The sequence below is a fragment of the Pseudomonas sp. S32 genome (assembly GCF_016648095.1).
GTDB lineage: Bacteria > Pseudomonadota > Gammaproteobacteria > Pseudomonadales > Pseudomonadaceae > Aquipseudomonas > Aquipseudomonas parafulva.
The window spans coordinates 98440-116552 of sequence record NZ_JACVVF010000002.1 but is presented as its reverse complement, the minus strand read 5'-3'; the positions used below and the strand labels follow the sequence as shown (position 1 = coordinate 116552).

The window sequence follows — 18113 nt, the reverse complement described above, 5'->3', positions numbered from 1 at the left end:
TTCAGGAGGGGTGATGAGGTGGGGATGTGTGTCAGCCCTGATACAGCGCACCGGCGCCCAGGGTGGGCGGGCTGCTGCAATGGCCTCAATCTTGAGGGGGAAACTTGGGTGTTTCAGCGCCTTGACACTCTGCGGCAATTAACACCAGAGCCCCTGAATGCGGGGTATTCGGGGGCTGGCGTGTGTCATGTGCTTAACACTGGGGCGGTTATGACGTCGCGCAGCGCCCCATCAGGGTGGCGACTTGCTCTGCGGCCACCTGCTGACGCTGTTCCCAGGTGCCCTCGATAACATGGTAGGCCTGCTGGTGGCGTTGCAGCCACTGCAGGCTGTCGTCGAAGAACTGCTGGCGGTCCTGCAGCGCCGGCTGGCTGCGTTGGCCATCCGCTACCCAAGGTACCCCGTGAGGGCTGAGCAACAGGTGCAGGTCGTAATGCCGCGCCAGCAATGCCTGCTCCAGCCACGGCGGGCACGCCGCAAACAAGGCTTGGCTCCACAGCATGTTGCTGAGCAGGTGGGTGTCGAGGATCAGCAGTGGCGGGGCCTCTGCACGTGCCTCATCTTCCCAGGCCAGTTGGCCGCGGGCGATGACCGGGATATCGGCATAACAGGTGTCCCGCCGTTGCTGGTCGATGAAGTAGCGGACGTACTCGCCTACCACCACACCCCCGAAACGGGCCTGGATCAACCCGCTCAACCAGCTCTTGCCACTGGATTCCGGCCCGCACAGCACCACGACCTTCATGGTTGCGCCAGCGCCGGGTCACGGCGCCACTCCAGCCAGCCGCGCAGTGCGATCAAGGTCAGCACCACGAAGAAACCCGCCGTGAAGTAGAGCTGCTGATGAAGGTACTGGCCGACATAGGCGATATCGACCACCACCCACAGCGGCCAGCACTGCACACGCTTCTGCGCCATCCACAATTGCGCGACCAGGCTGAACCCGGTCAGGGTGGCATCCAGCCACGGCAGCGCGGCATCGGTGAAGCCGGCCATGCTGGCGCCCAGCCCTGCGCTCAGCACCAGGCCGGCTGCCAGGCCGGCGACCATTGGCAATGGCGCCAGGCGCGAGACCCGGCGCGCCTCTTCGGCGCGCCCGGGCCGCTGCCATTGCCACCAGCCGTACAGCTGCAAACCGGCGTAGGCCACCTGCAGCAACATGCCCGAGTACAGCTTGACCTCATAAAACAACCAGCCGTAGATCAGCACAGCGATCAGGCCGATGGGCCAGCACCAGGTGTTCTGCTTGACCGTGAGCCATACAGCGGTAACGCCGAGGACGGCGGCGATGAGTTCAAGGCCGGACATCGGCGATCCTTGGATAAATCGGGGAGGGGCGCGATTGTAGCCGTTCGCAGGGGTAAGGTGTAGGGCACAGGCTGCGGTCCAGCCTGTGCCTACCGCGCTGCGTGTATCAAACCCGGAACTGGCGCAGCAACTGCTCAAGGTCCTGGCTCAGGCGGCCCAGGGCCAGGCCCGCATCGCTTGACTGGCGCGCCGCTTCGGCGGCCTGCTGAGAAAGCCCAGCGGTATCCAGTACATTGCGGTTGATCTCTTCCACGACGTGCGACTGCTGTAACGTGGCGCTGGCGATGGACGCGTTCAGTGCGGTGAGGTTGTTCAACACCAGGTTGATTGCATCCAGGCTGGCGCCAGCTTCACGGGCCTGCTCGACGGTTTGGCGCGACGCTTCGCTGCTGGTGTCGATGGCCTTCACCGCCGCATCGGACTGGCTTTGCAGGTGCTCGATCATGGTGTGGATCTCAGCCGTCGACTGGGCGGTCCGCTGGGCCAGCAGCCGCACTTCGTCAGCGACCACGGCAAACCCTCGGCCCTGTTCACCGGCGCGGGCGGCTTCGATGGCGGCGTTGAGTGCCAGCAAATTGGTCTGCTCGGCGATCGAACGGATCACCTCCAGCACACCGCCTATCCGCGTGCTGTGCCCGGCGAGTTCACGAATGACCTGCACGGCCTGGTCGATGGTCATCGATAGCCGGTCGATTTGCGCCAGGCTGCCGTGGATAGCCTGCTGCCCATGGGCCACCTGTTGCTGGGCTGTGCGCATCTCGCCCGCCGCCTGCTCGGCCGTCTTGGCCACATCCTGCACGGCATAGGTGACTTCGTTGACCGCCGTGGCTACCTGGTCCATCTGCAGCGACTGCTGGGCACTTTGATGTTGAGCGGCCCCGGCGTTGTCGCCCACATGGCCGGCCGAACGTGCCAGTTCATGGGCCGCCCCCTGCAGTTGGCCGACCACGCCCTGCAGCTTGCCGTTGAAGCGGTTGAAGTGTTCACCCAGGTGAGTGATTTCGTCCCGCCCATGGGTGTCCAGGCGCCGGGTGAGGTCGCTCTCGCCGCTGGCGATGGTGCCCATGGCCTCTACCGCTTCTTGCAAGGGGCGCGCGATGCTGCGGGCAATCAGCCGCACCACCAGGGCCAGCACCAGGGCGATAACCAGGCCCAGCAGCGATGCATCGCGCACCTGGCGGGCAAATTCGGCCTGCACGCCGTCAATGTATACACCTGAACCGATGATCCAGCCCCAGGGCTTGAACAGCTGAATATAGGAAGTCTTGGCAACCGGTTCGCTGGCACCGGGCTTGGGCCAGCGGTAATTGACCGGCCCGGCATCCTGTTGCCGTGCGAGCGCGACCATTTCGTTGAATACAGCGAACCCGTCCGGGTCCCGGATACCCGACAGGTCCTGGCCGTCGAGCTTGGGGTTGGTCGGGTGCATGACCATTCTCGGCCCCAGGTCGTTGATCCAGAAGTAGTCGTCGTGGTCGTAGCGCAGCGCCCGCACCACCTGCAACGCCTGTTGCTGAGCGGCCTCCCGGCTGAGCGTGCCTGCAGCTTCAAGCCCTTGGTAATACGCCAGCACCCCGGCCGCAGTCTGCACCACGTGGCGGGTTTTCTCGGCCTTGGCCTGGTACAGGTCGCCGTGGATCTGGCGCAGCATCAGCAGCCCCAGCACCATCAGCATGGCCACCGACACCAGCAGGATCAGCCACAAGCGGCTGCTGATCGACATCGATCTCAACGTCTTCATTCAGGTGCTCCCGTTTGTTCTTTTTATTCAGGTGCATCCAAGCACGGCTGGCTACATGGCCCCACTCGACCAATGGCTAAGTGCTATCTCAGAAATAGTCTGCAGCAGGTCGCGTAAAGCCAATGCAAAGAGCCTCTGCTAGCATCTCGGCCGCGCAAGATGAAACCTTTAGGGGGCGTGAACTTTTCTTCTGGCTTTGTGACCAACAGGCGCTGTAAAAATGCCGGGCCGCGTGCGGCGACCTAAGCAAATCAAGAACAAGGGGCTTGTCATGCGCAAGCTTCATCGGGGGAATGATGGATTTTTGGACTGCCTTTCAGGCAATCATATTGGGCGTGGTCGAAGGGCTGACGGAGTTTTTGCCAATCTCCAGTACCGGCCACCAGATCATCGTTGCCGACCTGATCGGGTTTGGCGGCGAACGGGCCATGGCCTTCAACATCATCATTCAGCTGGCCGCCATCCTGGCGGTGATGTGGGAATTTCGCAGCAAGATCTTCGATGTCGTCCGGGGCTTGCCCAGCCAGCCGCGGGCAAGGCGCTTCACCGGCAACCTGCTGCTGGCTTTCCTGCCTGCGCTGGTGCTGGGTGTATTGTTCGCCGACATGATCCATGAATACCTGTTCAACGCCATCACCGTGGCGGCCGCGCTGGTGGTGGGCGGGGTGATCATGCTCTGGGCCGAGCGCCGCCAGCACACTGTGGAGGTGGACCATGTGGATGAAATGGGCTGGGGCCATGCGCTGAAAATCGGCTTTGTCCAGTGCCTGGCGATGATCCCGGGTACTTCACGTTCCGGCTCCACCATCATCGGCGGCCTGCTGTTCGGCTTGTCGCGCAAAGCGGCCACCGAGTTTTCATTCTTCCTGGCAATGCCAACCATGGTCGGCGCAGCGGTGTATTCCGGCTACAAGTACCGGCACCTGTTCCAGCCAGATGACTTGCCCGTGTTCGCATTGGGGTTCGCGACCTCGTTCATTTTCGCCATGATTGCCGTGCGTGCCTTGCTCAAGTTCATTGCCAACCACAGCTACGCAGCCTTTGCCTGGTACCGGATCGCGTTCGGGCTGCTGATCCTGGCCAGTTGGCAGTTCGGCTGGGTCGACTGGACCACCGCCCATGCGTGAGCAGCCAAGCCGCCCCGCTCAGGCGGGTGTGCGCAATGTGCGCCTGAAGCTCCTGCTGTTGGGCGTATTGTGCCTGCTGCCGGGGCTTGGGGCTGCGCGCATGGCCTGGAACGATCAAACCTGGTGGCCACTGGCGCTGTACCCGGCCATGAGCCTGATCAGCCTGCTGCTGTACTGGCGCGATAAGCGCCAGGCCATCAGCCAGGGCTGGCGCACGCCCGAGAAGCTGCTGCACGCCAGCGAGCTGTTGGGCGGCTGGCCGGGTGCACTCGTGGCGCAGCAACTGTTCAGGCACAAGACACGCAAGGTGTCGTACCAGTTACTGTTCTGGCCCATCGTGTTGCTGCACCAGGTGTTCTGGGCCGACTGGCTGTTTTTCCAGGGGCGCTATCTGCCCTTGGGCTGATGGGGCGCTCAGTTTGTTGCGGCCCATGGGGTAGGGCAGGCAGTGTGCTGGCACTGAGGTATAGTCAGGCCTCATGCGCTGAACCCGAGTAACCAGTGATTGACCTCAACGACCTGTTCATCTTCGTCAAGGTAGTGGAGCACGGCGGCTTCGCGGCGGCCTCCAGGAAAATCGATGTGCCCAAGTCCAGGCTCAGCCGCAGGGTGCTGGCGCTGGAAGAACGCCTTGGTGTGCAACTGATCCACCGTTCCACTCGCCGTTTTGCCGTGACCGAAATCGGTATGGACTACTACCGCCATTGCCAGGCCATGGTCGAAGAGGCCGAGGCGGCGGAGGCCAGGGTGCTGTCGGCCAAGCGCGAGCCCCAGGGCATCATCAGGATTACCTGCCCACCGGGGCTGGGGGCCCTCGGCGCCAACGCCATGATTGCCGACTTCATTGCCTTGTACCCCAAGGTGCTCGTGCACCTTGAAAGCACCAACCGTGTGGTGGACCCGTTGAGCGACGGGGTCGACATTGCGTTGCGGGTTCGTTTTCCGCCGTTGGCCGATGATGGCCTGGTAGTGAAGCGCCTGGGGGACAGCTGCCAGCGCCTGGTCGCGAGCCCTGACCTGGCTGCGGGGTACGATCACGGCGACCCGCTGCAGGCGTTGGCGAAACTGCCCACCATGGCGCTCTGGCCTGCCAGGCCGACCCATGAGTGGGTATTGTTCGACGAGCTGCGCAATGCCTTGAGGGTGCAGCACGTACCCAGGCTGGTGACTTCGGACCTGAGCGCGCTGCATCATGCTGCGCTGATCGGCGTGGGTGCAGTGCAACTGCCGGAGATCATGGTGCGGGGCGACCTGGCAGCGGGCCGGCTGGTGGAGCTATCGCCCCACTATCGCCCGCAGAGCGGTTTGATTCATGCAGTGTTCACCTCACGCAAGGCCTTGCTGCCAGCGGTGCGTGCCCTGCTGGATATGCTCGGGGAGCGATTTGCGCTGCTTGAAACCTAGGCGCGCAAGCAGGGTTTTTCACGGTCCATTCGCTGGCATTGTCCCACCTATGGAACGAACTGACACAATTCCACCGCCTTAACAGCGTTTGTCGTTCCACGTAGGATGCTCCCATCCTGGCCGCGCTACATCGCGGTTCTCATTCCAAGGAGCGTCCCATGAAACTGTTGCACATCGATTCCAGCATCCTCGGCGACAACTCTGCCTCCCGTCAGCTCAGCCGCGAAGTGGTCCAGGCCTGGCAGGCCGCTGACCCGAGCGTCGAGGTGGTGTACCGCGACCTGGCAGCAGACGCCATCGCCCATTTTTCTGCAGCTACGCTGATGGCGGCCGGCACAGCCGAAGATATGCGGGACGCCGCTCAGGCGTTCGAAGCCAAGCTCAGCGCCGAAACCCTGGAAGAATTCCTGGCTGCCGATGCGGTGGTGATCGGTGCACCCATGTACAACTTCAGCGTGCCTACCCAACTGAAGGCCTGGATCGACCGCATCGCGGTTGCCGGCAAGACGTTCCGCTACACCGAGGCCGGCCCGCAGGGCCTGTGTGGCGACAAGAAGGTGGTGTTGGTCTCCACGGCAGGCGGCTTGCACGCCGAGCAGCCGACTGCCGTTGGCCATGAAGAATTCTTGAAGGTGCTGCTGGGCTTCATTGGTATCACTGACTTGCAAATCGTGCGCGCCCATGGGCTGGCGTATGGGCCTGAGCAGCGTACCCAGGCAATTGACGCCGCCCAGGCGCAGATTGCCAATGGGTTGTTTGCTGTGGCTTGAGGGGCGGCGCCTGGCGGGTGAACCCGCTGCCACTGTGGGCATGGCGTACTGGCTGTGGCAGTTCTATGCGCGACAGGTTTCAGCCTCATGGTGGTCGGTGGAACAGGAATACCGTTATGCTGTAACGAAATATGTCTAATTCGTTCGCATAAGGAAAACCCACAATGCCGCTCAAGGACCTGCTCATCGCGCTGGTGGTAATCGTCGCGTGGGGCGTCAACTTCGTGGTGATCAAGGTGGGCCTGGACGGCCTGCCACCCATGCTGTTGGGGGCGTTGCGTTTTCTGTTGGTAGCCTTCCCGGCCGTGTTGGTGATCAAACGGCCCAAATTGCCTTGGCGCTGGCTCATCGCCTACGGCGCGACGATTTCCCTGGGGCAGTTCGCCTTCCTGTTTCAGGCCATGTACAGCGGCATGCCGCCTGGCCTGGCATCGCTGATTCTGCAGTCGCAAGCGTTTTTCACGCTGGGTTTTGCTGCGCTGTTTCTGGGTGAGCGCTTGCGCGTGGCCAGTGTGCTCGGCCTGCTGGTGGCCGCCAGCGGCCTGGCGCTGATCGGTAGCGAAGATGGCAGCCATGTGCCCGTGCTGGCGCTGGTGCTGACCCTGTGCGGCGGGGCGATGTGGGGGTTGGGCAACATCATCACCCGGCGGTTCGGCTCGGTGGACCTGGTGGCCCTGGTGATCTGGGGCGGGCTGATCCCACCGCTGCCGTTTCTGTTGCTGTCGTGGTGGCTGGAAGGGCCGCAGCGCATCGGCCATGCCTTGGCCAACATCGGCTGGAGTTCGGTATTTGCCCTGGCCTACCTCGCTTTCGTCGCCACTATCATCGGCTACAGCCTATGGAGCACGCTGCTGTCGCGCCACCCGGCAGGCAAGGTTGCACCGTTTTCGCTGCTGGTGCCGGTGATTGGCCTGAGCGCTTCCGCGTTGCTGCTGGGCGAGCGCCTGACCACGATGCAGGGGTGGGGCGCGTTACTGGTGATGGCTGGGCTGCTGGTCAACGTGTTCGGCGCACGCATCGGGCAACGGCTATTGGCCGCCCGCGGCTGAGCTGGCCCGGCGGTGCTGAGCCTTGAAGCGCTGAGCGGCCGACGGCGCCCCGCCCAACGGCGGGGTTTTCTGGCGATTCATTGACACGCCTCAGGGCATTGCCCGGTAGTGCTCGCGTCTTCGTGTGGGCTATGGTCTTCTGACGCAGTCATTGCGTAACGGAGGATTGGACGCTCATGCGAGTCAGGGAACAGACGTATTGGCGATGGGCAGATGCCCATCTTCACAGTCGCTGTCACGATGAGGCGCTTAGTGACGGCACGACGCTGGACGTTCAGGTTCGCCTGTCGCGTCTGGGGGCTACACAACTGTTTCTAGGGTTGTACGCCCGCGACGGGCGCGCGTTGGTGGAGGAATATTACCCGGCGCGCCCTGGTGAAACCATGACCCGCGCCTTGGTGTGGGGGGTTGACCGCGCTCGGGCAATGGCCACAGGCGCGTTGCCTATGCCTACCCAGCGCAAGCGCCGGGCATGAAAAAGCCCGGCACCTGTGGCCGGGCTCTCTGTGGCAAGCCCCTCAGTTCAGCGGTTCGATGACCTTGACTGCTTGCTGCTGGCGAGCAGCGGGCCATTCTTGCTGCAAGGTCTGCAGTACCCGGCCGACAAACTCCGTGTCGGCGGCAGCCTTCTTGCCGACATAACCCTGACCGCGGCGGTACACCTTGAAGCGGGCACGCATGCTGGGCAGGTGTTCTTCGAATTCGTCTTCGATGGTATTAGGTGGCAGGCGGTCAAGCCGCACTTCGCCGCTCTGGCTGACCCACAGCAAGTGGTCATCGAGGCTGTCCTTGCGCAGGGCGAACAGCTCAGCCAATTGATCGATGGTTGGGTTGTCATTCAAGTTCATCATAAAGCCCCCATTACCTATTCTCAGGTGATTTTCACAGTTGGCGCCAACTCGATGTAGCGCATTGACAAGGCTGCTACCGCAGCATCGCAACAGGGGCTTTCTCACGCTGCCTTTTGGACAGATCCCTCTCCACGAACGGCCTGCGTTACCGCGCAGGCCGTCTGGAATACCCTTGCCACCGCTCCCGATCAGGGAGACGGCTCAATCATGCACAAGCCGGATGAACGGCGTCAACCGTTTTGTAGTGATTATTTTTAGTCACTACATTTTTGTAGATTTGTCTGACAAAGCAGATCTGCCGGGCCTCACCACGCGCGCTTCAGGCTCTTCAGGTGACCAGATTTACCCATGGCCAGTACGGCTTTGAATGCGTTCGAATCCAAACGCCGGTCGGGGTTGTCCGTTGCGCGACACCGCCAGGGGTTCCGGCGTTAGCAGGGCAGGGCGCAAACCCCTATCCTTCGGCGTTGCACAATGACAAGACGGGAATGTGATGAAGTACTTGCGTATGCTTTTCGATAATTTCACCCTCGCTTTGCTTGGGGTGGTGTTCATTGCCACCGTGCTGCCGTGTTCCGGTGAGGGCGCCGTGTATTTCGGCTGGCTGACCAACCTGGCCATCGGGCTGCTGTTTTTCCTGCACGGCGCCAAGCTGTCACGTGAGGCGATCATTGCTGGCGCCGGGCACTGGCGCCTGCACTTGCTGGTGTTTTCCTGCACGTTCGTGCTGTTCCCGCTGTTGGGGCTGGCGTTCAAGCCGTTATTCCTGCCGCTGGTTGGCAATGAACTGTACCTGGGCGTGCTCTATCTGTGCGCACTGCCGGCGACGGTACAGTCGGCCATTGCCTTCACCTCGCTGGCCCGCGGTAATGTGCCGGCAGCGATCTGCAGCGCGGCCGCTTCAAGCCTGCTGGGTATCTTCCTGACCCCGTTGCTGGTGATGCTGCTGTTGGGGGCCAGTGGTGACACCGGTTCGGGCCTTGATGCGGTGTTGAAGATCACCCTGCAGCTGTTGGTGCCGTTCGTGGCAGGCCAGATTGCCCGGCGCTGGATTGGCGCGTGGGTCAAGCGCAACGCTCGCTGGTTGAAGGTGGTGGACCAAGGTTCGATCCTGCTGGTGGTGTATACCGCCTTCAGCGAGGCGGTGGTCACGGGCCTGTGGCACACCGTGTCGCCGCAGCACCTGGCCGGCCTGTTTGCAGTCTGCGGCATCTTGCTGGCGGTGGTGTTGCTGGGTACACACGCGTTGGGCAAGCTGCTGGGCTTCAACCTGGAGGACCGTATCACCATCCTGTTCGCAGGCTCGAAAAAGAGCCTGGCCACCGGTGTGCCCATGGCCCAGGTGTTGTTCGTGGGCAGCGGGATTGGTGCGATGATCCTGCCGTTGATGCTGTTCCATCAGATTCAGCTGATGGTGTGCGCGGTGCTGGCGCAACGTTACGCCAGCAGGGCCCATGAGCCACAGGATGTGCAGGCTGCGTCCTGACGAGGCGGGCGGCCCTCGCTCGCGGGCCGCTGGGCCTGCTTAGAAGTTGGCGGGCGTATTGGCGCTGATGATCTCGGCCTCGTCCGGGCCGATGTTCTTGAAACTGTGGGGCAGGGTGGTGGGAATGTAATAGCCATCGCCCGAGCTGAGTACACTCACCTGGCCATCAACCCACAGTTCCACGGTGCCCCGGGTAACCAGGCCACACTCTTCGCCTTCGGCATGCACGATCGGCTCGCCCGAATCGGCACCGGGGGCATACAGCTCGCGCAGCATGCGCATCTGCCGGCCCTCGACACTGGCCCCTACCAGCAACATACGCAGCCCGTTGCGCCCCAGGTCTGGCTGCTCACCCGCCCGGAAAACATAGCGCTCCTCGCGCACGGGCTCATCGAAGCTGAAGAACTCTGCCAGGCTCATGGGGATGCCTTCCAGCAGCTTCTTCAACGAGCTGACCGAGGGGCTCACACGATTTTGCTCGATTTGCGAAATGGTCGAGTTGGTCAGCCCGCTGCGGCGCGCCAGCTCACGCTGGGAGAGGTTGTTGCGTTCACGCACCAGTTTGAGTCGTGTCCCCGTGTCCATAGCCGCCTTGTAATCAGAGGTGTCAAGAATAATGAGCGACGCGCATTAAAACACACTCTGAGGGCACACGCGCAGTGCATCTAGGCGTGCCTGGCCCGAGGCGTCGGCCACAGCCCCACCAGCAGCAGCAACAGCGCCACCATCACAAAAGGCAGCCGTGGGTCCAGTGCGTACACCAGCGTACCTGCCAGTGGACCAAGCACTGCCCCCATGCCCTGTGCAGCGCCCACCGAGCCTGCCGTAGCGCCTTGCTCCGAGGCCTGCATGGCATTGGCCGCCAACGCTGAAAATGCCGGGAAAACAAAGCCCATGCCAGCAGCGGCCACGAAGTAGCAAGCCCACAGCCAAGGCGCTGTGGTCGCCAGCGCGCCGGCCGCAAAACCAAGGGCCGAAACGGTTGCACCCACCTGGATCATTTTCAGTGGCGGCCATTGCAGCTGCCGCAACAGGACCTGGGCCAGTATCAGTGCCACACCCACCGTGGTCAGTGCGATACCTGCCGCCTGGGCGGCTTCGGCTGCTGCCAGGTGCAAGCGATCCAGCGCAAAAAAGCCAACCACGATCTGTGACACGGTAACGCTGAACATCGCGCTGAACGCTACCAGCAGGGGGCGCCGCAGGCGCCGGTCGCTCAACTTGACCGGGCTGGGCGCGTGGCCCTGGGCCGGTGCATGGGGCTTGAGGTTGAACAACAGCACCAGAAACGCCAATGCCGGCAGCACCGACATGACGTGCAGTGGCAGGCTCAGGCTGTGACGGGCCAGCAGCGCCGCGAGTGCCGGGCCTACCACCAGGCCAACAGCATTGGCCGCCCCCAGCGATGCCATGGCCCGTGCCCGGCGTTGGGGTTCGATATGGTCGGCAATCAGTGCGTTGCAACCCACCGGGATCGCTGCGTAGAACGCCCCGATGCAGCCGCGGGCAAGCATGAGGCCGATGAACGCCAGTGTCGGGCCTGGCAACCAGCGCAAGGCCCCCTCGACGAACAGGCACAACACCCAGTACGCCAAGGTAAAGCCTGCGCTGCCCAGCAACAGCACACGCCAACGGCCCAGGCGGTCTGCTGCGCGGCCCCACGGCCGCGCCAGCAGCACCCAGACAACGCCCGCCACCGTCACCGCGGCGCCCGCCTGCCAGGTGGCGAGCCCCAACTGGCGTGCCAGCGGGCCTACCAGCACGACGAAGGCCATCATCGACATGGTGCAGGCCAGGTTGGCCAGTAGCAGTGGGCGGAGGTCCAGGGTGCTTGCGGCAGCTGGGGAGGCAGTGTCCTTTGCAGCGATCATGGGGAAGTCCAGGCAGTGCAGATAAGAGGCCGACGATATTAGTAAGAACCATTATCGGCTGTCGAACCCTTTGCGGCGCCCCGGCGGCGCAGAGGCCCGGGCCACATGCTGCGCATCACGCCATCGCGGCGCACCCATGCGTGCATCAGCGCGGCACCCACATGCACCAGCACCGTGGCGAACAGCAGGTAACCTGCCCAGCCGTGGGCCTGGCGCAACACCGCATACAGTTGCAGGTCATGCGGGGCGATTGCCGGCAGGCCCAGCGGGCGCGGGTAGCCCCCGGCGGACAACATGGCCCAGCCCAGCAGCGGCATGGCCAGCATCAACCCGTACAGCACCCAATGCGATGCCGCGGCTGCCCAGCGCTGTAGCAGCGGCAGGTCACGAGGCAGTGGCGGGTGCGGCAGGCTCAGCCGCACGATGATACGTACGGTCACCAGCACCAGCAGTGCAAGGCCTGTCGCCTTGTGCAGGCTGACCAGCACAGGGTGGCGTACGGACAGGTCCCCGACCATGCTGACGCCGATGAACAACATCACCAGGATCATCACGGCCATCATCCAGTGCAGCAGGCGAGCAAGTGGGTGGAAGGCGGTGGGTCTCATGGCTGGGCTCCGGTGTTGAGGGACTCGCGGCTGCGGCGGTTGAACGACTCCGAATAGGCCGCCGAGCGTGCCGCAAGAATCGGGTCCGCGCTCGGTTTTATGCCTTGCGGCAGAATCAACGGGTCAAAGTTGAGGTCACGGCAGGCCCCCTGCTCGGGGGCGTCCACGCCCTGCAGCACCAGGGTGCCAGCATTCACGCTGGGCCTGTCGGCAGGCCAGGGTTTGGCAGGGTCGTCCACGGCATCACCGGGCTCTGCCAATACCAGGCGCAGGGTCCAGCGCAACGGGCCTTTGGCCAGGCGTGCCTGCAAGTCGTGCTGCAGGAACAGCTTGTCATCCACCTGGGGCGGCAGTGCCGCGAACGGGCTCTGGGGTTCAAGCTGCCAGCGCACTGGGTGCTCACCCCCTTTGGCGTCAATCAGGCGAAAGGCATTGATGCTGTGGTAGGCGGTGCTGGCAAAACTGTCGCTAGGTTTGTACCCCGCAGCCCACTGGCGAAACGGCGCACTTTCGGGGTGTGCGGCGAAGAACGCCTGGACTTTGGCCGGGTCTGGCTTGCCGGTTGCAGGGTCCGGTGTGTTGGCCAGCACCTGCTCGTAGAACGCTTCGGCTGTGCTCACTGCGAGCACTGGCGGGTTGTTCATGCCGGTGCGCCAGACCTGGCCATCGTCGGTAGATAGCTGGATCGCCAGGCTGCGCACGGGGATGGCGGTGTCGGGTGCAAACGGGTTTGCACCGCCAATGGCGAAGCGGCCGATCACCGGTACCTGGGGCTGGCTGAACGCGCGGGCGGTGGACAAGCTTGCAGCCTGCCCGCTGGGTTCGAAGTAACCGCTTACGCAAAGGCCCTTGGCGTGGTTCTTGCGGTAGCCAGCATAGTGCCCAGCTTGTGCTTCGAAGGTGTCGATGATGCGCTGGGGCGTCAGCGCTGGTGTGCCGAGCCAGCCGGCCGCGTAGGCGAAGCCTGCGCCTGCGGCCAGCATCACGGCGCCAATGGCGGCGAAGCGCAAGGCTTTTGCCGGTCCGTGCAAAGGTGGGTTCATGGGGGCATCCGGTTCAGTGAAGATGCCGGTACGACGGTGGTGGCAAAAATTTATTCCCTGATCAGGAATAGTTTTTTCCGCCAGGCGTCTGTTCTCTACACTCACAGCCTTTAGGGCCGGACCATAGCCATGCAGGACCTGGACGACCATCAGTGGCGCGAACTGCTTGCCCGCCTGCGGCGCTTTGCCGTATGGCTGACCCGCGACCCCGGCAGCGCCGACGACCTGGTCCAGGCCACCGTCGAGCGCGCCCTCAGCCGTCGCCAGCAACAGCGCGACGGCGAAGCCCTGCGCGCCTGGCTGTTCACCATCCTTTATCGGCTGTTCCTCGACGGCAAGCGCCGGGATCGCCTGCATGCGCGCTGGCTGGCCTGGTTCGGGCGCGCTGAGCCGGACGCCGAGCCTGTGGGTGACAATCTGGAGGACATCGTCCTGGCCCAGGCCGACCTGCAGGCCTTCGCCCAGCTCAAGGACGAGCAGCGCGCGCTGTTGCTGCTGGTCAGCATTGAAGGGTTGAGCTACAAGGAAGCCGCCCAGGCCTTGGGCATCCCCATTGGAACCGTGATGTCGCGCCTGTCGCGCGCGCGCACCGCCTTGCGTGAACTTACCGAAGGCGCCCCCCAGCCACCGGCATTGCGGAGACTGAAATGACCCGCCTGATCCCCAGCGAAGACGAACTGCACGCTTATGTCGACGACCGGCTTGACGCAGTGCGCAGGGCCGAAGTGCAAGCCTGGCTGGCCAGCAACCCGCAGGCAGCCGAGCGCGTGGAAGGTTGGCGCGCCGATGCCCGTCGCCTGCGCGCAGCACTGGCCGGTTACGCCGAGCCTAACGCGGGCACCCCCGTTAACCGGCAGCACCTGCTGCGCCAGGCGCGGCAACGCCGGCAGCGACGTTGGGCCGCTGCTGCAATGGTGGTGGTGGCGCTGGGTATTGGCGGCCTGGGCGGCTGGCACGTGCGTGACGTGTCGCTTGCCCGCGCAGATTTGCCCATGGCCGACGCCGTGCAGGCCCACCGGTTGTTTGCAGGCAGCCAGGTGCTGGACATTCAGGCCCGCGACGCAGAGCAGATGCGTGGCTGGTTGCAGCGGCACTTCAGCCAGGTAGGCCAGCTGCCAGACCTGAGCGGCTATGGTTTCACCCCGGTCGGCGCCCGTTTGCTCAGCAATGAGCAGGGGCCGGCTGCACTGCTGGTGTTCGAGGACGGCAGCGGCCGACGTATCAGCCTGTTTCTGCGTTCACCCGGCGAGCATTACCGCCGCATGCCGACCGGGCAACGGGTCGACGGCCCACTGGAGGCCCGCTACTGGTCGCACGGGGCGTACAACTTTGCGTTGATCAGCCAGGCAGACGACAGGCGCGGGGCCGGGGTAGGTGAGGCCCTGCGCCTGGGCTTGTAGCAGCGCCCGGCCAGGGCACGGGCTGATCAGCTGAGCTCAAGCCAGATCGGCGCATGGTCCGACGGCTTTTCCATCCCCCGCAGGTCATAGTCCACACCCGCCGCCTTCAGCCGTGGCACCAGCTGCTGCGAGGCCATGATCAGGTCGATGCGCAAGCCGCGCTTGGGCTCGTCCTCAAACCCACGGCTGCGGTAGTCGAACCAGCTGAAGCGGTCGTTCACCTCAGGGTGCAGGTGGCGGAAGCTGTCCACCAGCCCCCAGCCTTTCAGGCGTTCCATCCACTCGCGCTCCTCTGGCAGGAAGCTGCACTTGCCGGTCTTGAGCCAGCGCTTGGCGTTGTCCGGGCCAATGCCAATGTCGCAGTCCTGGGGCGAGATGTTCATGTCGCCCATCACCAGCACCGGCTGGTCCTGCTGGAACTGGCTTTCTAGCAGCGCCTGCAGGTCTGCATAGAAGCGCTGCTTGGCTGGGAACTTGGTCGGGTGGTCGCGGCTTTCACCCTGCGGGAAGTAGCCGTTCATGATGGTGATCGGGTTGCCTTGGGCGTCGGCGAAGGTACCCCAGATAAAGCGGCGCTGGGCATCTTCCTCATCGGTGGCGAAACCCTTGTGCAGGCTCAGTGGCGCCTGGCGCGACAGCAGCGCCACGCCGTAATGGCCTTTCTGCCCATGGTAGTGCACGTGATAGCCCAGGGCCTGCACGTCTGCGAGCGGGAACTGCTCGTCGCTGACTTTGGTTTCCTGCAGGCCGATGACATCCGGCTGATGCTTTTCGATGAGTGCGGCAAGCTGGTGTGGGCGTGCGCGCAGGCCGTTGATGTTGAAACAGACGATCTTCATGGCAAGACGATCCCGGTAAAACGCGCGATGCTAGCGGACATCGCTGTGCATCACCAGCGTGGCGGCTTCGGGGTGTGGCTGCTAACGTGCGTTGCCAGGTGAACGATGCCCGGCGTAGCGCCTCCAAGGCACAGTACGCCCATTCCAGGAGGTCTGCCCGCAATGCCCCACACTACTGCCGCCCCGGCTCGTGTCTGTGTTCTAGATGGTGGTTATCGCCGTGAGGCGCGCGCGCTGCTGTACAACGTGTACCGCAACGACCCTACTTTTGCCTATCTGTTCGATGCCCAGCGCCCAGGCTTTGAGCGGCGCCTGCGTACGCTGATTCGCGAGTGGGTGCGCCAGCATTTCTACCTGCAGTTGCCGGCCGTCGGCCTGCTGCTCGAAGACCGCCTGATCGGCGTGGCGCTGATCGTGCCGCCCCTACGGCGCCTGGGCGTAGCCGACAGCTGGGCCTGGCGGCTGCGCATGATGCTGGGCGCTGGTGTGCGCTGCACCCGCCGGTTCATGGACTATCAGGCAGCCATCGCCACCTGCATGCCCAGTGACCAGTTGCACGTGTTGCCGCTTCTGGGCGTGCAGGTACAGCATCAGGGCACCCACTACCCCGCGCAATTGTTACAAGCTGTTCAAGCGTGGTGCGCGCAAGACACAGTCACCGAGGGTGTAGTGGTCGATACCGGAAACGAGCACCACCTTGCCTTCTACCAGAGCCAGGGCTTTGCGCAGATCGGCGAAGTTGCCGTGGGGCCGATCCGCCAGCGCGTGTTCCTGCACGCCAACCCGACCGCTGCCTGCGCCGCTTCGCTGTAAGCAGTGCACGGGGCGGCTCCCTTGAACATTTTGGTCTGGTAGCATGCGCCGCATGACTTATTCAGGAAGATTACGCTGGGGCCTGGTGTTCTGGGCTGCCAGTTTTGCTGCATGGGGCCAGAGTGAACTGTTGGTCAAAGTGAAACCCGCCAACAAGGCGCTCAAGGCCAATGTCGAAGGCTATATCGGCACCTTGGGTAACCGCGACGAAGAAGCGCTTTTGCGTTTCAGTCGCGGGGCAGAGGAGCAGGCGCGCAAAGCCGCTCAGGCACTGGGTTACTACCAGGCCCAGATCAACACCGAGGTCAAGCCCACCAGTGGTGCAGATGGCTCCCCGCAACTGATCATCAGCATTGTCCCCGGCGAGCCGATCCGGCTGCGCAACGTCAACGTGCGCATCGAAGGCCCTGCAAGCGAAATGGCGGCCTTCCGGGTGCCAGACAGCAGGGCCCTGCGCCCGGGCGAGCAGCTCAACCATGGCCTGTATGAAGACGCCAAGCGGCTGATCCAGAACCAGGCATCGCGCTACGGTTTCTTCGCCGGGCGCTTCAGCGAGCAGCGCCTGGCGGTCGACCCCCGGGCCGGGGTGGCGGACATCAGCCTGGTGTACCAGAGCGGCCCGCGCTATCGCCTCGGCGCGGTGTCGTTCAGCGGTGATACCCCGCTGGACGACGACCTGCTGCAGCGCATGGTCGCGTTCAAGCCCGGTACCCCCTACGATTCGGAGCTGATTGCTGAGCTGAACAACGACCTGCAGTCGAGCGGTTATTTCGAGGGTGTGCGCGTCGATGCCGCACCTACCGCCGCAGTGGATGAAAACATCCCGGTGGACGTGCGCCTCGAAACCCGCAAACCCCGCACCCTGGGGCTTGGCCTGGGCTACTCGACCGACGTTGGCCCACGCGGCAAGGCCAACTGGACCCGGCATTGGGTCAACGCCCAGGGCCACAGCTATGGTTGGGAAACCGAGCTCTCGGCGCCGCGCCAGAACGTAGGGCTGTGGTACGACATTCCGCTTGATCCCCCACTCACCGACAAGCTGCGTTTTGCTGGCGGCTACCAGAATGAGGAACTGGCAGGCACGGACACCCTCAGCAAGCTGCTCACTGTTGGCCCCGAGTGGCACAGCAAGTTGCCCAGTGGCTGGCAACGGGTGATATCGCTCAAGTACCAGCGCGAGGAATACCGCCTGGGTGACGATTCCGGCTTGAGCAACCTGCTGATGCCCGGCATCAGCTATTCATTCCTGCGCAGCGAAAACCGCATCGATCCGCACAATGGTTACCGATTGCAGTTCGACGCGCAGGTAGCCAAGGAGGGGCTGGGCTCGGACACCAACCTGGTGCACGGTAACGTGGTGCTCAAGGGCCTGACCACCCTAGGCCAGAACCACCGGCTGCTTGGGCGCTTGCAGTTCGGGGGCAGCGCCAGCAATGGCTTCAAGAACAGCATCCCGCCCTCGCTGCGCTTCTTTGCAGGGGGGGACCAGAGCGTACGTGGGTACGACTACCAGACCCTGTCGCCCAAGAACAGTGATGGCGACCGTATTGGCGGGCGCTATCTGGTCGCGGGCAGTGTCGAGTACCAGTATTCGCTGACTGAAAAATGGCGCCTGGCAACCTTCGTCGACCAAGGTAATGCCTTCAACAACCTGGAACTGCCCAGCCTGAAGACTGGTGTCGGGTTTGGCGTGCGTTGGGTGTCGCCAGTAGGGCCGTTGCGCCTTGATCTGGCCAAGGCACTGGACGAAGACGGTGGCATCCGCCTGCACTTTTCCATGGGGCCTGAGCTGTGAAGCGTGTA

At 63.5% G+C, this 18113-nt stretch carries 20 protein-coding genes and 1 pseudogene; 11 read left to right on the top strand and 10 right to left on the bottom strand.

The window, feature by feature from the left end; all coding sequences use genetic code 11:
* Positions 1 to 208: 208 nt before the first annotated feature.
* The 4 genes and pseudogenes from IAE38_RS01610 to IAE38_RS24195 all read right to left on the bottom strand — a co-directional run.
* The gene (locus tag IAE38_RS01610; RefSeq protein WP_201215458.1) at positions 209 to 745 is read right to left on the bottom strand and encodes an AAA family ATPase; all 537 of its coding nucleotides are present in this window, start codon (positions 743 to 745) and stop codon (positions 209 to 211) included.
* On the bottom strand, positions 742 to 1308 hold the full coding sequence (gene pnuC, locus IAE38_RS01605) for a nicotinamide riboside transporter PnuC (protein ID WP_201215456.1): 567 nt from the start codon (positions 1306 to 1308) through the stop codon (positions 742 to 744). Before pnuC ends, IAE38_RS01610 begins: the two co-directional genes overlap by 4 nt.
* 106 nt (positions 1309 to 1414) lie before the next feature.
* Complete coding sequence (locus IAE38_RS24200) at positions 1415 to 2149, bottom strand: methyl-accepting chemotaxis protein (protein WP_428829806.1); 735 nt, start codon at positions 2147 to 2149, stop codon at positions 1415 to 1417.
* A 138-nt stretch (positions 2150 to 2287) separates the two neighbouring features.
* Positions 2288 to 2959 (bottom strand): annotated as a pseudogene (locus tag IAE38_RS24195) (cache domain-containing protein); the annotation flags it as partial.
* A gap of 386 nt (positions 2960 to 3345) precedes the next feature.
* On the opposite strand from IAE38_RS24195, the gene IAE38_RS01595 reads away from it, so the two are divergent.
* The 6 genes from IAE38_RS01595 (at position 3346) to IAE38_RS01570 (ending at position 7875) form a co-directional block, all read left to right on the top strand.
* The gene (locus IAE38_RS01595; protein WP_201215452.1) at positions 3346 to 4176 is read left to right on the top strand and encodes an undecaprenyl-diphosphate phosphatase; all 831 of its coding nucleotides are present in this window, start codon (positions 3346 to 3348) and stop codon (positions 4174 to 4176) included.
* Complete coding sequence (locus tag IAE38_RS01590; RefSeq protein WP_201215450.1) at positions 4169 to 4582, top strand: DUF1294 domain-containing protein; 414 nt, start codon at positions 4169 to 4171, stop codon at positions 4580 to 4582. The genes IAE38_RS01595 and IAE38_RS01590 overlap by 8 nt, the downstream gene beginning before the upstream one ends.
* 95 nt (positions 4583 to 4677) lie before the next feature.
* Positions 4678 to 5580: a LysR substrate-binding domain-containing protein gene (locus IAE38_RS01585; RefSeq protein ID WP_201215448.1), complete on the top strand. Its 903-nt coding sequence runs from the start codon at positions 4678 to 4680 to the stop codon at positions 5578 to 5580.
* A 158-nt stretch (positions 5581 to 5738) separates the two neighbouring features.
* Positions 5739 to 6350 carry an FMN-dependent NADH-azoreductase gene (locus IAE38_RS01580; protein ID WP_060483314.1) on the top strand — a complete coding sequence of 204 codons (612 nt, stop codon included), beginning with the start codon at positions 5739 to 5741 and terminating at the stop codon, positions 6348 to 6350.
* A 164-nt stretch (positions 6351 to 6514) separates the two neighbouring features.
* Positions 6515 to 7399 (top strand): EamA family transporter, encoded by an 885-nt coding sequence (locus IAE38_RS01575; RefSeq protein WP_201215447.1) that lies wholly within the window; start codon positions 6515 to 6517, stop codon positions 7397 to 7399.
* 176 nt (positions 7400 to 7575) lie between these two features.
* The gene (locus IAE38_RS01570; RefSeq protein ID WP_201215445.1) at positions 7576 to 7875 is read left to right on the top strand and encodes a hypothetical protein; all 300 of its coding nucleotides are present in this window, start codon (positions 7576 to 7578) and stop codon (positions 7873 to 7875) included.
* Positions 7876 to 7917: 42 nt separating this feature from the next.
* On the opposite strand, the gene IAE38_RS01565 is transcribed toward IAE38_RS01570, so the two are convergent.
* Positions 7918 to 8250: a hypothetical protein gene (locus tag IAE38_RS01565; protein WP_028634211.1), complete on the bottom strand. Its 333-nt coding sequence runs from the start codon at positions 8248 to 8250 to the stop codon at positions 7918 to 7920.
* 493 nt (positions 8251 to 8743) lie between these two features.
* Here IAE38_RS01565 and IAE38_RS01560 point away from each other — a divergent pair, with 493 nt between their 5' ends.
* Positions 8744 to 9736 carry a bile acid:sodium symporter family protein gene (locus tag IAE38_RS01560; RefSeq protein WP_201215443.1) on the top strand — a complete coding sequence of 331 codons (993 nt, stop codon included), beginning with the start codon at positions 8744 to 8746 and terminating at the stop codon, positions 9734 to 9736.
* Positions 9737 to 9775: 39 nt separating this feature from the next.
* Here the strand turns inward: IAE38_RS01560 and IAE38_RS01555 are convergent, their stop codons facing one another.
* The 4 genes from IAE38_RS01555 to IAE38_RS01540 form a co-directional block, all read right to left on the bottom strand.
* Positions 9776 to 10321: a cupin domain-containing protein gene (locus IAE38_RS01555; RefSeq protein ID WP_028634209.1), complete on the bottom strand. Its 546-nt coding sequence runs from the start codon at positions 10319 to 10321 to the stop codon at positions 9776 to 9778.
* Between the two features lie 80 nt (positions 10322 to 10401).
* The gene (locus tag IAE38_RS01550; protein WP_201215442.1) at positions 10402 to 11607 is read right to left on the bottom strand and encodes an MFS transporter; all 1206 of its coding nucleotides are present in this window, start codon (positions 11605 to 11607) and stop codon (positions 10402 to 10404) included.
* Positions 11608 to 11645: 38 nt separating this feature from the next.
* Entirely contained in the window at positions 11646 to 12215 is a 570-nt protein-coding gene (locus tag IAE38_RS01545; RefSeq protein ID WP_201215440.1) for a cytochrome b, read from the bottom strand.
* Positions 12212 to 13258 (bottom strand): catalase family peroxidase, encoded by a 1047-nt coding sequence (locus IAE38_RS01540; RefSeq protein WP_201215438.1) that lies wholly within the window; start codon positions 13256 to 13258, stop codon positions 12212 to 12214. The genes IAE38_RS01545 and IAE38_RS01540 overlap by 4 nt, the downstream gene beginning before the upstream one ends.
* Before the next feature lie 129 nt (positions 13259 to 13387).
* On the opposite strand from IAE38_RS01540, the gene IAE38_RS01535 reads away from it, so the two are divergent.
* Positions 13388 to 13909 (top strand): sigma-70 family RNA polymerase sigma factor, encoded by a 522-nt coding sequence (locus tag IAE38_RS01535; RefSeq protein ID WP_201163521.1) that lies wholly within the window; start codon positions 13388 to 13390, stop codon positions 13907 to 13909.
* Positions 13906 to 14658, top strand: coding sequence for an anti-sigma factor family protein (locus tag IAE38_RS01530; protein WP_201163520.1), 753 nt, complete (start codon positions 13906 to 13908; stop codon positions 14656 to 14658). Before IAE38_RS01535 ends, IAE38_RS01530 begins: the two co-directional genes overlap by 4 nt.
* A 26-nt stretch (positions 14659 to 14684) precedes the next feature.
* Here IAE38_RS01530 and xthA read toward each other — a convergent pair whose 3' ends face one another.
* A complete protein-coding gene (gene xthA / locus IAE38_RS01525) occupies positions 14685 to 15497 on the bottom strand; it encodes an exodeoxyribonuclease III (RefSeq protein ID WP_028634204.1) in 813 nt (270 codons plus the stop codon).
* Between the two features lie 162 nt (positions 15498 to 15659).
* Between xthA and IAE38_RS01520 the strand changes: the two genes are divergently transcribed.
* The gene (locus tag IAE38_RS01520) at positions 15660 to 16310 is read left to right on the top strand and encodes a GNAT family N-acetyltransferase (RefSeq protein WP_201163519.1); all 651 of its coding nucleotides are present in this window, start codon (positions 15660 to 15662) and stop codon (positions 16308 to 16310) included.
* A 52-nt stretch (positions 16311 to 16362) separates the two neighbouring features.
* A complete protein-coding gene (locus IAE38_RS01515; RefSeq protein ID WP_201215436.1) occupies positions 16363 to 18105 on the top strand; it encodes an autotransporter assembly complex protein TamA in 1743 nt (580 codons plus the stop codon).
* Positions 18106 to 18113: the final 8 nt, after the last annotated feature.